The organism is Pseudomonas sp. IT-P4, from assembly GCF_949767755.1.
Taxonomy (GTDB): Bacteria; Pseudomonadota; Gammaproteobacteria; order Pseudomonadales; family Pseudomonadaceae; genus Aquipseudomonas; species Aquipseudomonas monachiensis.
Genome location: NZ_CATKPX010000019.1, coordinates 56,224 through 70,281 on the forward strand (window position 1 = coordinate 56,224; position 14,058 = coordinate 70,281).

10 protein-coding genes are annotated in these 14,058 nt (G+C 61.5%); 6 read left to right on the top strand and 4 right to left on the bottom strand.

Annotated features, from left to right (window positions below; all coding sequences use genetic code 11):
- Positions 1-568: 568 nt before the first annotated feature.
- Positions 569-2,815 carry an Ig-like domain-containing protein gene (locus ACM6IT_RS04615; RefSeq protein WP_414917610.1) on the bottom strand — a complete coding sequence of 749 codons (2,247 nt, stop codon included), beginning with the start codon at positions 2,813-2,815 and terminating at the stop codon, positions 569-571.
- Between the two features lie 35 nt (positions 2,816-2,850).
- Entirely contained in the window at positions 2,851-4,197 is a 1,347-nt protein-coding gene (locus ACM6IT_RS04620; protein WP_223541959.1) for a hypothetical protein, read from the bottom strand.
- A gap of 280 nt (positions 4,198-4,477) precedes the next feature.
- Here ACM6IT_RS04620 and ACM6IT_RS04625 point away from each other — a divergent pair, with 280 nt between their 5' ends.
- The 4 genes from ACM6IT_RS04625 to ACM6IT_RS04640 all read left to right on the top strand — a co-directional run bounded on the left by ACM6IT_RS04625 (position 4,478) and on the right by ACM6IT_RS04640 (position 10,220).
- Positions 4,478-5,923, top strand: a complete 1,446-nt coding sequence (locus tag ACM6IT_RS04625) for a sensor histidine kinase (RefSeq protein WP_056723931.1) — start codon at positions 4,478-4,480, stop codon at positions 5,921-5,923.
- A gap of 184 nt (positions 5,924-6,107) precedes the next feature.
- Entirely contained in the window at positions 6,108-7,223 is a 1,116-nt protein-coding gene (locus ACM6IT_RS04630) for an SCO family protein (RefSeq protein ID WP_056723933.1), read from the top strand.
- Positions 7,224-7,324: 101 nt separating this feature from the next.
- Positions 7,325-8,818 carry a sensor histidine kinase gene (locus ACM6IT_RS04635; RefSeq protein WP_414912862.1) on the top strand — a complete coding sequence of 498 codons (1,494 nt, stop codon included), beginning with the start codon at positions 7,325-7,327 and terminating at the stop codon, positions 8,816-8,818.
- The gene (locus ACM6IT_RS04640; protein ID WP_056723936.1) at positions 8,787-10,220 is read left to right on the top strand and encodes a sigma-54-dependent transcriptional regulator; all 1,434 of its coding nucleotides are present in this window, start codon (positions 8,787-8,789) and stop codon (positions 10,218-10,220) included. The genes ACM6IT_RS04635 and ACM6IT_RS04640 overlap by 32 nt, the downstream gene beginning before the upstream one ends.
- A 271-nt stretch (positions 10,221-10,491) precedes the next feature.
- Here ACM6IT_RS04640 and ACM6IT_RS04645 read toward each other — a convergent pair whose 3' ends face one another.
- Complete coding sequence (locus ACM6IT_RS04645; RefSeq protein ID WP_223542260.1) at positions 10,492-10,869, bottom strand: hypothetical protein; 378 nt, start codon at positions 10,867-10,869, stop codon at positions 10,492-10,494.
- Between the two features lie 172 nt (positions 10,870-11,041).
- Here ACM6IT_RS04645 and ACM6IT_RS04650 point away from each other — a divergent pair, with 172 nt between their 5' ends.
- Positions 11,042-11,848: a class I SAM-dependent methyltransferase gene (locus tag ACM6IT_RS04650; protein ID WP_056723939.1), complete on the top strand. Its 807-nt coding sequence runs from the start codon at positions 11,042-11,044 to the stop codon at positions 11,846-11,848.
- 150 nt (positions 11,849-11,998) lie between these two features.
- Here the strand turns inward: ACM6IT_RS04650 and ACM6IT_RS04655 are convergent, their stop codons facing one another.
- Complete coding sequence (locus ACM6IT_RS04655) at positions 11,999-13,039, bottom strand: AraC family transcriptional regulator ligand-binding domain-containing protein (protein ID WP_414912861.1); 1,041 nt, start codon at positions 13,037-13,039, stop codon at positions 11,999-12,001.
- A 71-nt stretch (positions 13,040-13,110) separates the two neighbouring features.
- Between ACM6IT_RS04655 and ACM6IT_RS04660 the strand changes: the two genes are divergently transcribed.
- Positions 13,111-14,025 (top strand): LysR family transcriptional regulator, encoded by a 915-nt coding sequence (locus tag ACM6IT_RS04660; RefSeq protein ID WP_056723942.1) that lies wholly within the window; start codon positions 13,111-13,113, stop codon positions 14,023-14,025.
- The last annotated feature ends 33 nt before the right edge of the window (positions 14,026-14,058 follow it).

The following is a 14,058-nucleotide window of genomic DNA, read 5'->3' on the forward strand; positions in this document are numbered from 1 at the left end:
TGACGGGACTCGTCGATCAGGTTGTGGGTCTGAGTGCATATCCGTTTCCTTAGTAACGGCGGCTGGTGGTTTCGCCCTTACGGCGAGTCCCTTTTGGCAAACGCCCCAAAAGGAACCAAAAGGTCTCGCCCCTTACGTACGGCCCCTCGCTGAGGCTCGGGGTTCCTTCGCTCCGGTATTCATCCGGGGGCATTGCCCTCCGGTCGGCTTCGCTTCGACCTACATGCAATGTGTTCGACTGCGTCGAACGGCGCTGCGCGCCAATCCCCGGATGAACACCTGCGCTCAGCCTGCCGAGGGGGCGGGTGGATCAAGATCAAGAGCTGCAGGCGAGCTAACGCTCGGCCTGATGAGTGGTGAAGAGCGTGGGTGTACGCCGCTCTGCCTTTGCTCTTCTGTGGGAGCGACGGTGCGGCGATCCGACTTGCTCGCGATGACGGCCTGTCAGCCGACTCAATTCTCACAGACGAACAAACCCGGCAAAAAAACGCGGCCCCCACCCGAGGCCGCGTTTTTCCATAGGGTTCAAGCCGGCCCCATCAACCAACGTGGCGAATGGGGCGCAGGCTCAGTTGGCGATCACCGGCACTGTCCGCACGGAGCCTTGGGACGAGGTGATCGTGGCGGTCGGGTTCGCCGACGGTACGACCGTGGTGGTGTTGTTCACCGTCAACCGCCAGCGACCGTTCACCGGTACGGTGGTGCCCAGGGTGACGAGCCCGGTCGGCGTGGTGACCTTGATAGTGATGGTGTTGCCGGTGGTCACCGATGAGGTGCCGGCAAAGTTCCAGGTGAAGCGGTTATTGGAACGGGCACTCACCGTTGCGGTGGTCACTGCGAAGGTTTCCGCCGCGGGCCGTGGCGAGACCTGCACCGTGACCGTGGCCGGCGACGTCGACTGGGCGCCGAAGCTGTCCCGGGCGATGTAGGTGAAGGTCGTGGTGAAGGCCGTGGTGATGGTGGCCGGTGGGGTATAGGTGAGCACCGTGCCGTTACTGCTGACGGTGCCGCGATTTGCCGGTGGCTGAGTGAAGCTGGCGACCGCGAGTGGCACATTGCCTTCTGGGTCGGTGTCGTTGGCCAGCACGTTGATTGGAATCGCCACACCCAGTGTCGTGGCGGCATCGGCGACTGCCACCGGAGGCCGGTTAGGCGCCACGGTAATGGTCACGGTTGCCGCTGTCGTCGAGGCCAGGCCTTTGACGTCTTGGGCCTTGTAGGTGAAGGTCGCGGTCAGCGGCGCGTTGACGACAGCGGGAGGGGTGTAGACCACCGCCGTAGTGCCGCTCAATGCCACGGAGCCCTGGTCGGTGGCCGGTTGGGTCAGCGCAGTAATGCTCAGCGGGGTATTGCCGTCCGGGTCGCTGTCATTGGCCAGCACGTTGAGGGTGAGCGGCACACCGAAGCTGGTGCTGCCAGCGTCGGCAACCGCAAGCGGCCGCTGGTTCAGGCCGCTGTCCGGCGCCGTACCCACGACGACAACGGGCTCGGTGTCACTGCCGCCAGCGGCGGACTTGACCGTCACGGTTGCAGGAGGTTGGGTCAGGTCAGTCACCGTCAGGCGCTGCAGGATTCCGGTTTTCGACAGCCGCCCGTAACCCTGGGCGACCATGTCCGGTACCACCACTTCGTCCGTGGAGGTGGCCTCGATCAGCAGGCTGTGGTTGCTCCAGCTGTAACGGGCGGTCTGGATTTTCACCACGTCCGAGAGCTTGCTCGACACCGCGGTCGGGCGAGTGGTCCCGGCGGGGTCGGTGGCGGTGACTACCACGACTGGCGGCACCGTCCCGTTGACCAGCAGATGCTGGGCGAAGAACACGCCGTTGTTATCGCTCACCATGTTGGTCTGGCAGGGCGATACAGGCGGGCCGGGGACCAGGGCGATGCTTTCGCGAAAGCACAGGGTCGAGCCGTTGGTGGCTTTGGCAAACACTTCGACCCGGGTGTTGTTGCCGCCCGTGCCGGCTATCCGGCGGTAGGTGGCACGGGTCATGTCCACCGCGGTTTGCGCGCGGTTGTCGAGCACCTTGCCGGACAGGGTGAACAGGTTGGTCTGGATAGCCCCGGCCGGACCCTGGATGCGCACGAAGTTGGTGTTGTTGGGGCTGCCGGTCACGGCTTCGGTGAGGTTGGGGTCGCCGACGAAGGTTTCGACGGCGCCGGAGTCCGGGTTCACCTCGGTGTAGGGGCCGTTGACGCTGCGCAGGAACGGCCCGATCGCTCCGTTGACCGCACCGCTGAAAACGCCCGGCGCACCGATGCCGACGTCCCTGGTGATGTTTATCGCACGACGCCCGGTGGTGGTGACGTTCACCGTTTCCACGCCATAGGGGTGGGTAATGGTGTAGGTCCCGGCAACGGGAATGTTCACCCGCATGCGAATCCGCGCGAAGCTGACCTGGTCGCCATCGAGCGGGTTGCCACCGGCAAATGCGGCCTCGATCCCGGCGACATAGGCGTCCATGCCATAGCCTGCGGTGTCGTTGGGGATGCTGGTCTCGGCAAGGAACCAGAAGGCTTCGTCTGGCCAGTTATCCGGGAACACCATCGGCAGGGTGTCATCGAAAATACCCGGCGTCGGCAGCAGGGTGCACATGTAGGCCGGTGGCACACTGGCGGCCACCCGCGAGCTGGCGGCGCGGGACTGGCACAACTCCATCGACAGCAAATTCGTGTCCTGATACCAGATCGGGAATTTCCCGGTGGCAAAGGTGTAAGGGCCGGGATCGACGGCGGCGAGTTGCGCGAAGGCACTGCCGGTCAGCGATAGAGTCAGTCCCAGGGCGTTGAGCGCCAGGCGTGGCCATTTGTTCATGATGCCTCCTGATGAGGATCCGGGCATGTGGGCGTTCATTGCACGATGACCACTTCTTCGGTATCGCTGCCGCCATTGGAGGACGACACACGAACCTGGGCCGGCGGAATCGGCGAGATGCCGGTGGCCAGGCTTTTCACGGCGCCGTCACCACTCAAGGCGCCGATGGCGATACCGGTGCCGGAGCTGGCGGTGAGCACCGGAGGCGACGTTTCATCGCTGGTCGAGGCCACGATGGTGATTTGCCCGGTGCTCAGGCTGTACTCGGCGCGTGAGATCGTCACCAGGTCGGTCAGCGGCATGGGCAAAATGGTCGGCGTGCTGCTGGCGATGGCCAGGTGGTTGTCGGCAGTCACCTGCAAGGTGCTCGGCAGCGTCGGATTGTTCGGCGACTGCGCATACCAGTGGCCGGTGGTGTTCGCTTCGGTGAAGTTCAGTACCGGGTTGTTGCTGTCCAGGGTCACGGTGGCCGGTGGCGGCGGGGCCAACACGAACACGTCCTGCTGGGCCACCGGGGCGCTGGTGCCGGCTTGTCGCGAGTAGGTGCTGCGCTCGGCGATTACCGGGGTCGGCCGGACCACCTTCGACAATTTGCCGGATACGGCGAAGAGGTTGGTGCGCAAGTCCAGGCCATTGGGGCCTTCGATGCGCACGTAGTTGGTGTTGAACGGGCTGCCGGTGACGGCTTCGGCGAGGTTCGGATCACCGACGAATTGTTCGGCCTGGCCAGTGCTCGGGTTGGTTTCGGTGTAGGGACCGTTGACGCTGCGCAGGAACGGCCCGACATCGCCCTTGAGCGCGCCGTCGTAGGTTTTCGGCGCACCGATGCCAATGTCCCGGGTCATGTTGATCGCCCGTCGGCCGGGAGTGTCGACGTTGAACACTTCGACGCCGTAGGGGTGGGTGATGACGTAAGTGCCGGCGGTGGGCACGTCGATGCGAACACGAATGCGGGCGAAGCTGATCTGGTCACCCTCCAGTGGATCCCCACCACTGAAGGCTGCTTCGAGCGCCGAGACATAGGTCAGGTCGATGCCTCGGGCGGCATCGACGATGGTTGTTTCGCCTGTGGCCCAGAACGCTTCGTCGGGGAAATTGGTCGGAAAGACCAACGGTTGATTGTCATCGAAAATGCCGGGATTAGGGATCAGCGAGCACATGTAAGTCGGAGCGCCTGGCGCGCTGGCAACCCTGGAACTGACAGCCTTTGATAAACATAGGTCAAGGGTGCGGCCGTGGCTGTCTTGATACCAGGCGGCGAAATTGCCATTGGCTGGCAGGTAGGGTCCGGGGTCTACGGCAAACAGCGCTGCCTGGGCCATGCCTTGGGCTAGAGCGGTCATGACCAGGGCAGTCGCGGTTTTGCACAGTAACGGGTGCATGGGTATTCCCTCTGTCGAAGTACCTGCCCCTTGGGGATGGGGCAGTTGGCAGGGATATCGGCAACTTCCATACCAATCGGCAAAAACGCCCGTGAGAAGCCCGCAGTAAAGGCCTTGGCGCAATCGTTGGCGGCAGTACGGGAGGTTATGGCGCGGGCAACTGTCCCCCGCTTTGGGGGTGACGGGGCCGCGGGGTGGGTGGGGTATCGCAGTCCCCAGGTTCGGGCAAACGGCCATGGCTGGGCTATAAACCTATAGGGGGTTTCCGGGAACCGTGTCCATGAACACCATCGCCAAAGTACTTGCGACCGACAGCGAAGTTCGCTTGAACACGCGCAAGGAGCCGTTCAATCTGCTGCGCTGGTTTTCACTGGTCAGCATGGTGGTGATCGGCACGGTGGCGGTGGCGCTGGGGGCGGTGTCCACGCGGTTCGTGATTACCGAAAGCGTGCAGCGCGATGCGCTGTTGACCTCGCAATTCGTCCAGGCGATTGCCGCGGCCGAAGTGCGGCATGTGGCGATTCCCAACGTCAGGACCATGGGCGAGTTGCTCGACCCACGAAAAGACAAGGACTTTCCTGACGTCGACCCGCTGTCCCGTGCCAGTGCCCGTGATGAATTCCTCGACCACATCGAAAACTTGCCGGACGTGATCCTGGCCAACATCTATGCCCCCGACCGCATGGTGATCTGGTCGACCAATCCGGCCTTGATGGGCATCACCAACCGTGCCGATGAAGACCTCGACCGTGCTTTCAACGCCAAGACTTCGGTGTCGACCAGTTTCCACGGTGTGGACACATCCCGCATGGAGCAGAAGTTTGTGGAGCCCCCCAAATACATCTTCATCGAAAACTATATCCCCCTGTTGGACGCCGATGGCAGCACCGTCACGGCGATGGTCGAGATCTACAAGGAACCGCAGGACCTGATCAACCGCATGGAGCGCGGCCTGGTGCTGATCTGGCTGGCGACCGCCCTGGGCGGCGGTCTTATTTACCTGGGGCTGTACTGGATCGTGCGGCGGGCGGCGATCCTGCTGGCGACGCAGCAAAAGCAATTGATCACCAACGAAACCTTTGTGGCTCTGGGAGAGGTGTCCTCGGCGGTCGCCCACAGTCTGCGCAATCCTTTGGCGAACATCCGTTCAAGCGCCGAGTTGGCGATAGAGTTCGACAGCGGCCCGGCACACAGGAACATCAACGACATCATTGGCCAGGTCGATCGCATGTCGACATGGGTGCGGGAGTTGCTCCAGTCCCTGCGACCGCTCAATGACGAGGCGGAACCGGTGAACCTGGTGGCGGCCCTGCATGACAGCCTGATGGCTTACGAGCACCAGATCGGCAAGGCCAGGGTCAGCGTGGTGTTCGAGCCGGACCAGACGCCCATGGTGCTGAGCCAACACGTGCAACTGACCCAGATCCTCAACAGCCTGCTGTCCAATGCGGTGGAGGCCATGGACGCGGGTGGCACCCTGACCATCCAAATCGAACCGTGCGATGCCCAGAGCGTCAGCGTGAGGGTGAGCGATACCGGCAAAGGCATGAGCGAAGAACAGCGCACAATGGCCTTCCGGCCGTTTTTCACCACCAAGCAGGGCGGGCTGGGCGTCGGGCTGGTGTTGGTCAAGCGGATCATGGAGCGATTTGGCGGTGCGGTGAGCCTCGACAGCAGTGAAGGCGAGGGCACCACTGTGCGGCTGTCATTTGTTCTGGCCACCTGAAAACGGGGATGAACTACCCCCAACATTGGGTATCAATCCCCGGTCATCTCCCCGGTCATCGCCCATTGATTTTGATAAATCATTGTTTTATGGAGTGTTAGTACTTTTTTATAGAAAAACACATGATTGGCGAGGTCCTTGCAAAACCACCATTACCCCCTTCACCACATCGAGGCGGCTGGTGATGGAAAAAAAAGAGATACATTCACCACGCTCACGAGCCCTGGGCATGCACCTGGTGCTGATGCTGGTGACCGGTTTGCTGGCCAGCCAACTGCTGGTCGCCAGCCAGCCGACGTCGACGCCCGCACCTGCCCCGGCATCCACTGGCGAATCCGCTGTCGTTGAAGCCGTCACTCCGTGGGGGGCCGACTATTTCCCCAACACCCCGTTGACCGACCAGGACGGACAGCCGCTGCATTTTTTCGATGACTTGATCAAAGACAAGGTGGTGGTGATCAACTTCATTTTCACCTCGTGCAGCGACTCCTGCCCCCTGGAAACCGCGCGCTTGCGTCAGGTGCAGAAACTGCTGGGGGATCGGGTCGGCAAGGACATCTTCTTCTACTCCATCAGCATCGACCCCTTGAGCGATACCCCCGAGGTGCTCAAGGCCTATGCGCAACGCTTCCAGGTCGGGCCCGGGTGGAAATTCCTCACAGGGGAATTCGCCGACGTCACCGACCTGCGCAAAAAACTGGGGCTGTTCATCGAAGGCGTCGATAACGGGCGCAATAAGGACCACAACCTGAGTCTTATCGTCGGCAACCAGGCAACGGGTCGCTGGATGAAAGCCTCGCCGTTCGAAAACCCGTGGATTCTGGCCGATCAACTGGCCAATACCCTGCATAACTGGAAACAGCCCAGTGTCGAAGAAAGCTATGTCGATGCACCGGAAATTCGCCCGCCGAGCAATGGCGAAGAGCTGTTTCGCACCCGCTGCGCCTCTTGCCACAGCCTCGGTCCGCTGGACGGGCAGGGCATCGGCTTGCGCAGCATCGGCCCGGACCTGATCGGTGTGACCTACCAGCGCGATCCGGCCTGGCTCAAGCGCTGGATCCGCGAACCTGACCGCATGCTCGAGGAAAAGGACCCGATTGCGATGGAGCTGTTCGAGCGCTACAACCGGATCTCGATGCCCAACTTGCGCCTGGATGCGAAATCCGCCCAGTCCCTCATCGATTTCCTGCGAGAAGAAACCGACCGTCAGCATCCGCCAGCGGCGCCATTGGTCAGTGTGAAGGAGGAGCCTGAACAACATCATTCGGTCGCGCACCCCGAGACGCCCCGGGTGCAGTAGTGTCAAAAAAATCACGCGGGTCGGTCAAGGCAGTCAATGCCACCTACACTGATCCTGAAAGCGGCTGAAAAGGCTCGATTTCAGGCACCCAGGACACAGCCATGCAGATACTCGAACAACAAAAAGTAGCTGCGCCGCAGGCTCCGGTAGCACAACGCAAGGGTTGGCGGCCGCAGTTCAACTTGCTGCGCTGGTTTTCCCTGGCAAGCTTTCTGATCATCGCTGTGGTGGCACTGGGGTTGGGTTACATCTCCACGCGCTTTGTTGTCGATGAAAGTATCGAGCGTGATTCGATGCTGACCGCCCAGTTCATCCAGTCCATTGGCGAGGCCGAAATCCGGCATGCCGGCATTGCCCCAGGGCGGACCATGGGTGAAATGCTTGACCCGCGCATGGACGATGCCTACCCCGACGTCAACCCCGTATCCCGGGCCGCCGCCCGCGCTGAGTTTCTCGACCATGTGAGGCATCTGCCGGACATCCTGCTGGCGACGGTGTACGCCCTGGACCGCACCGTGGTCTGGTCGACCAACTCCGATTTGATTGGCGTGCGCATCGAAGATGACTTTGAACTGGACGAGTCCTTCGAAATGAAATCGCCGGTGTCCACCAGCTACCACGAAATCGATGAGGAGCGTCCCGAGCAGCGCTTGCTGCGCGAACCGGAGTATTTGTTCGTCGAGAACTACATTCCGATGTTCAACGCCGACCGAAGCAAAGTGATTGCCATGGTGGAAATCTATAAGGAGCCGCTGGATCTGGTGGAGCGCATTCAGCGTGGCTTCAAGGCGATCTGGCTGGCCACGCTGATCGGCGGGGCGGCCATTTACCTGGGTTTGTTCTGGATCGTGCGGCGCGCGGCGACGCTGTTGCAGAGCCAGCAGAAACAACTGATCGCCAACGAGACCTTTGTCGCCCTTGGCGAGATGTCCTCGGCGGTGGCCCACAGCTTGCGCAACCCGCTGGCCAATATCCGTTCCAGCGCCGAACTGGCCCAGGACATCGCCAGCCAGACCGCACAGAAAAACATTGGCGACATCATCAGTCAGGTCGACCGCATGTCGCGCTGGGTCCGTGAATTACTGGTGTCGTTGCGGCCGATGAATGACGACTGTGAAACGGTCGATCTGGTGCTGGCCCTCGAAGACACCCTGAGTGCCTTTGAGTCCCTGATCAAGCGGTCGGACGTCGAGGTGCGTTTCTCTCCTGTCAGCGTGCCACCGGTCGTCAGCCAGCAGGTGCTGCTCACGCAAATACTCAATAGCCTGTTTGCTAATGCACTGGAAGCAATGCCCAAGGGCGGCGTGCTGACGATCGAGATCGATTCCTCGGTGTCCGGCGACGTGAGAATGACATTGACCGACACCGGCAAGGGCATCTCAAAACAACAGCAGCAAATGGTCTTCAAGCCGTTTTTCACCACCAAGCAAGGTGGGTTGGGCGTGGGCCTGGCCCTGGTCAAAAGAATAATGGAGCGGTTTGACGGCTCGGTCGAACTGACCAGCCGGGAGCAGGAAGGAACCCGTGTTTGTCTCAATTTCAAAGTGGCAACGGGAGGGGCATATGGAGCACAGCATTCTGCTGGTCGAGGATGACGAAATCCTCGCCGAGAATATTCAGACTTACCTGGAGCGCAAGGACTTCGAGGTGACCGTCTGCCACTCGGCTGAAGATGCACTGGAGCAATTGGGTTCTTTCGCGCCTGACGTGGTACTGACCGACAACTCGTTGCCAGGCATGAGTGGTCACGACCTGATCCAGAAGCTGCGCATCAGCGCGCCGGATCTGAAAGTGATCATGATGACCGGCTACGGCAACGTCGAAGACGCCGTGGTGGCGATGAAAGAGGGCGCCTTTCACTACGTCACCAAACCCGTGGCCCTGCCAGAGCTCAAGCTGCTGCTGGACAAGGCCCTGGCCACCGACCGCATGGAGCGCACGCTGTCGTTTTACCAGGAGCGCGAGGCCCAGAAGTCGGGGGTACAGGCACTGATTGGCGAATCGGCACCGATGGCGTACCTCAAGGGCACCATCACCCAGTTGCTCGACGCCGAGCGGCGCATGGCCAACAGCGACCTGCCGCCGGTACTGGTCGAAGGCGAGACAGGCACCGGCAAGGAACTGGTGGCCCGGGCCTTGCACTTCGACGGCCCGCGCGCCAAAGGCCCGTTCATTGAATTCAACTGTGCTTCGATCCCGTCCAATCTGGTGGAATCGGAACTGTTCGGCCACGAGAAGGGCGCCTTCACCGACGCCAAGGATCGTCGCATGGGGCTGGTGGAAGCGGCCGACGGCGGCACGCTGTTCCTCGATGAAATCGGTGAAATGGACTTGCTGCTGCAAGCCAAGCTGCTGAAACTGCTGGAAGACCGGACCATTCGCCGGGTCGGTTCGGTAAAGGAACGCAAGGTCGATCTGCGGGTGATCAGCGCCACCAACTGCAATCTCGAACAGATGGTCCAGCAAGGCAAATTCCGCCGTGACCTGTTCTTCCGTCTGCGCATCATTTCCATCAAGGTGCCGCGCCTGTATGCCCGTGGCGCCGATATCCTGCTGCTGGCCCGGCACTTCCTGGCGCTACATGGCAAACGCTACGGCAAGCCGAACCTGCATTTCAGCGACCAGGCCGAAGATTTGCTGCTCAGCTACAGCTGGCCGGGCAACGTGCGCGAATTGCGCAACATGCTGGAGCAAACCGTGTTGCTGGCGCAAAGCGACACCATTGCCGCCCATCAGCTGAACGTCTGCCTGAGCCTGATGGATGAGCCACCGATGTTTCATCACGAGCCAGCACATTTCAGCGAACAGCGTGCGTCCTTCAACGGTAGTGATTCCATGAACCTGCCGGAAGTGGAGCGCGACATGGTGCGCAAGATGCTCGACAAGACCGACTGGAACGTCACCAAATCGGCACGCCTGCTGGGTCTGAGCCGTGACATGTTGCGCTACCGGATCGAAAAACTCGGCCTCGCCCGTCCGGACAAGCGCCAGTGGTAGGGGGCGTTCTCAATTAGTTTCCCTACCGCGCCGGGTCTGCTGTTGTGCAGGGCAAGGCGCGAGAAGCGTAGTTTGGTCATTCCAAATCAGCTTCGAGCAACACAGCCCTGCACAACAGCAGGCCCGGCCCTTCGGGTTGTGCCTTAAAGCTGGCCATGCTGCTTTGCAGGCCTTGGAAAGGGAACAACCATTCCCAGCGGCCTACGCCTTGCCTGGCCAGCTTTAAGGCGACAACGCGGTGGGGAAACTAATTGAGAACGCCCCCTAGTGTTCACTGCAACACCGGGCCTTCCCTCAGACAGGACATCATGCAACTGGGGTTCTCGACTTCCTGGTTGACGTACACGCCACGCTCCGGATCGTAGGAGCGGATAAACACCCGGACCGTGGCGTCGGCCACTGTCGGCAGGCGCGAGTCGGAAAACACGTGCTCGCTGGAAACCGGGATGAAATTCCCGGGTGCGGTCGGGATGTACGAGCCCGGCGGGATGATGTTCATCGACGGTGGTGCGGGGTGCGCGAAGGGTTGGTCGGCGCCGTAATAGTTGAATTCGCTGCTGTAGTTGGTGGTGGGCAAGTCGTCGGCGTGGACGACAGCGGTTGCGCCCAGGCAGACGGCGAGCAAAAGCGTCAGGTCGGTCTTTTTCATGGCAACACCTGCTAGATCGGTTTAACCACATTACCCTCAAGGTCTTTAACTATAGCTGGCGCCGTGGACAGCCGTCGATGCTGCGCGGATTACAAGTTCACAACACCTGCCCGGATGAGGTTGATCTAGACTCCGGCCGGTCAAATCGACGACCCGGACCCTGGAGCATGCAATGGAACTGCCGACAAAAGAACAAGCCATCGCCAGTAACCGCGAGGCCTGGAATGATTCCGCCCGTCACCATAAGGACTCCAGCGAATGGCAAGCCTTGTTGAAGGGCGTGGAACACGCGGATTTCTCCTGCCTGGATGACACCCTGACCGCTTTGCTGACCCAGACGGGTGTCGAAGGCAAGGACGTGGTGCAACTGGGCTGCAACAACGGTCGTGAAAGCCTGTCGCTGTTCGCTTTGGGGGCGCGCAGCGTGGTGGGCGTCGACCAGTCTGAAGCCTTTCTCGGGCAGGCACGGGAACTGGCGTCCCGCTCGCCCCACGCGCCGCAATTCATCGAAGCGGACATCCACCACTTGCCGGTCGAACTGCAGGAGCGCTTTGACCTGGCGCTGATCACCATCGGGGTCTTGAACTGGATGCCGGACATCGGTGAGTTCTTCCACCATGTGGCGCGCACGCTGAAGCCGGGTGGCGCACTGGTGGTTTACGAAACCCACCCGTTCCTGGAAATGCTCGACCCCGAGGCGGCCGATCCTTTTCGTCTGGCCAGTTCATACTTCCGCCGCGAACCGTTCATACAGCACGAACCGATCGTCTACGAAGGCAAGATCGAACAGCCAGCCGCGCCGTCCTACTGGTTCGTCCACACCCTGGGCGACCTCTTCAGCGCGGCCATTGCGGCAGGGTTGCAGATCCGTCACTTCAGGGAATACCCGCACTCCAACCGCGAAGAACTCTATGACCGCTATCAACAGCAGGTGGCGCAGCTGCCTTTGTGTTTTACGTGGGTGGTGGTGAAGGGCTGATGCCCTGGGCTCAATAGTGTGCGGGTCCTGCTGGCCCCATCGCGAGCAAGCTCGCTCCCAAAGGTGTTCAGTGTCGTACGCCGGTCTTGCAAACGACAAAATGGGGGGACGCAAAAAACCAAGGCACCCGTGGCGCACGGGCGTGGTTTTCTATTGACCTTGCCGGGTTCGCCAGGCTCCCGGCGCGCACCCCAGCCACCGCAGGCAGGCACGGTTGAAGCTTTGCACATCGCTGTAGCCCAGGCGGTCGGAGATCTCCACCAGCTCCAGGTCCGTTCCCTGCAAAAAGTCTTCGGCCCGGTAGCGGCGGTATTCGTCGAGCAACTCTGAAAAACTCCAGCCCAATGCCTTCAAGCGTCGGGCGGCGGTGCGCTCGAGCAAGTGCTGGGTGGTACAGAATTGCTGCCAGTTGGCCCCGGCGAGGTCGCCGATCAAATGGTCGCAGACTTGCTCGAGCAAGGTCGGTTCGCTGTTGCGTCGGGTCTGCTCCAGCAGCTCTATCAGCGTGTTTTCCAGGTCATGATTGCCCGGCGTCAACGGGATGACGAACAGCTGCGGATCGAGGCGGATCGAGTGCTGCGCCTGTCCCCATTGCACCGGTGCGCGAAAGGCTTGTTGATGGTCCTGCGCATTGGCCGTGCAAGCGCCGGCCAGCCCGACGCCCAGAACCGGATCACGCTCCAGGCCGCTGGCGAGGAACTTTCGCCGCAACATGCTGCACAGGCTGATGAGGATGTAATCGGTGGTCGCCGCGCTGGCTTTCACGCTGCCACGGTCGAGCAGGCGTAATTCGACGCTGTCGTCGCCGCGCACGATCCGGGCCTGGAAGTGCCCGTTGAAAAACGGAAAGAAGCGCACGAAATACTGGCAGGCGCTGTCCAGTGAGGCGGCCACGTCGAACAGGTATGTCAGTCCGTTGGTGGCGGTGGAAACGAAACGCCGGCCAGCCGCCAGGCCGATCAGCGGGTCGCCGGTCTGCTCCAGGGCAAACGCCCAGAAGCGCCGCGACATGAACAGCGGAATGCGCATGAATGGCGTGCGCAACTCGAACAGGCTGCGGCGAAACAGGTCTTCGATACTGTCCCGGTCCACGCCACGGGCCAGCAACTCTTCGATCGCCGGCAACAGGGTCGGCGCATAGAACGCGTTGGGTATCGATTGATCGTGCAGTGGCTGATCGCTTTTTGTCATGTAGGGCTCACAGCTTGTTCCGGAACACTGGTTAGGCTGCCCGACGTTAAGCGATTTGCCGGAGCAAGACCATGCTTGATTTACGCCAGCTCGATTTGAACCTGTTGCTCGCCTTCGATGCGATTTACCAGCAGCGTAGCGTCACCCGTGCGGCCGAGGTGATGTGTCTGTCGCAACCGGCCATGAGCAATGCGTTGCGTCGCCTGCGGGAATTGTGCGGCGACCCGCTGTTCATCAAGAGTCGCCTGGGGGTGACGCCGACACTGGTCGCCCATCGTCTGGCTGACTACGTGCGTGCCGCGCTAGAGTCATTGCGCGATGGCTTGCGCATGATTCCCGCCGCGCGGCAGAGCAATCCGCTGCTGCGCATCAGTTGTCTGGACTGCCTGCAACCGGTGTTGCTCGATGCCTTGCTCGAATCGCCCCACGCCGATTGGCAGGTGCGTTATTTCCAGCCCCGGCGCCGTGACGCCCTGCAGGACCTGGCCAGCGGCAAGCTGGATATCCTGATCGACCTCGACCAGCCGCTGGCCGGACTTGCCGGCCTGCACAAACAGGCACTGCCCGCCGACCATTACGTGTTCGCCTATGGCGCTGCGCTCAAGGAACCGCCGCGCACCCTGCAGGCGTATCTGGAGCAGCCGCAGATCCAGGTATCCAGCCGCCGCGACGGGCTCAGCCCGGTGGACTTGCAGCTTGGTTTGAAAGGCCTGAGGCGGAATGTGGCGATGAGCACCCAAAGCACCCTGGCCGCGAAGCTGATCGCCGATCGCCAGCCGTTCGGCATCAGCCTGCCAAGCCGGGTCGCCAACGTGCTGGGCCTGCAACACGTGCCGCTGCCCCTGGACGAACCGGTGGAATTGAAACTGGCGCTGTACATCGAGTCGCGCTATCGCTTCGAGCGCAGCCGCGAGGAGGCGATGCATTGCCTGCTGCGCGCCCTCGGTGAGCCCCGGGCATTGCAGGCGCTGGCGCGGCGTGCGTGACTTCGTGGTGAAATCAGCCCCTGTGGGAGCGGG

What these genes read in the sequence shown, in the direction of transcription:
- ACM6IT_RS04650 (WP_056723939.1), top strand. Translation starts at nt 11,042, where the DNA reads ATGGAACTGCCGACAAAAGAACAAGCCATCGCCAGTAACCGCGAGGCC.
- ACM6IT_RS04645 (WP_223542260.1), bottom strand. Translation starts at nt 10,869, where the DNA reads ATGAAAAAGACCGACCTGACGCTTTTGCTCGCCGTCTGCCTGGGCGCA.
- ACM6IT_RS04660 (WP_056723942.1), top strand. Translation starts at nt 13,111, where the DNA reads ATGCTTGATTTACGCCAGCTCGATTTGAACCTGTTGCTCGCCTTCGAT.
- ACM6IT_RS04635 (WP_414912862.1), top strand. Translation starts at nt 7,325, where the DNA reads ATGCAGATACTCGAACAACAAAAAGTAGCTGCGCCGCAGGCTCCGGTA.
- ACM6IT_RS04615 (WP_414917610.1), bottom strand. Translation starts at nt 2,815, where the DNA reads ATGAACAAATGGCCACGCCTGGCGCTCAACGCCCTGGGACTGACTCTA.
- ACM6IT_RS04630 (WP_056723933.1), top strand. Translation starts at nt 6,108, where the DNA reads ATGGAAAAAAAAGAGATACATTCACCACGCTCACGAGCCCTGGGCATG.
- ACM6IT_RS04640 (WP_056723936.1), top strand. Translation starts at nt 8,787, where the DNA reads ATGGAGCACAGCATTCTGCTGGTCGAGGATGACGAAATCCTCGCCGAG.
- ACM6IT_RS04625 (WP_056723931.1), top strand. Translation starts at nt 4,478, where the DNA reads ATGAACACCATCGCCAAAGTACTTGCGACCGACAGCGAAGTTCGCTTG.
- ACM6IT_RS04655 (WP_414912861.1), bottom strand. Translation starts at nt 13,039, where the DNA reads ATGACAAAAAGCGATCAGCCACTGCACGATCAATCGATACCCAACGCG.
- ACM6IT_RS04620 (WP_223541959.1), bottom strand. Translation starts at nt 4,197, where the DNA reads ATGCACCCGTTACTGTGCAAAACCGCGACTGCCCTGGTCATGACCGCT.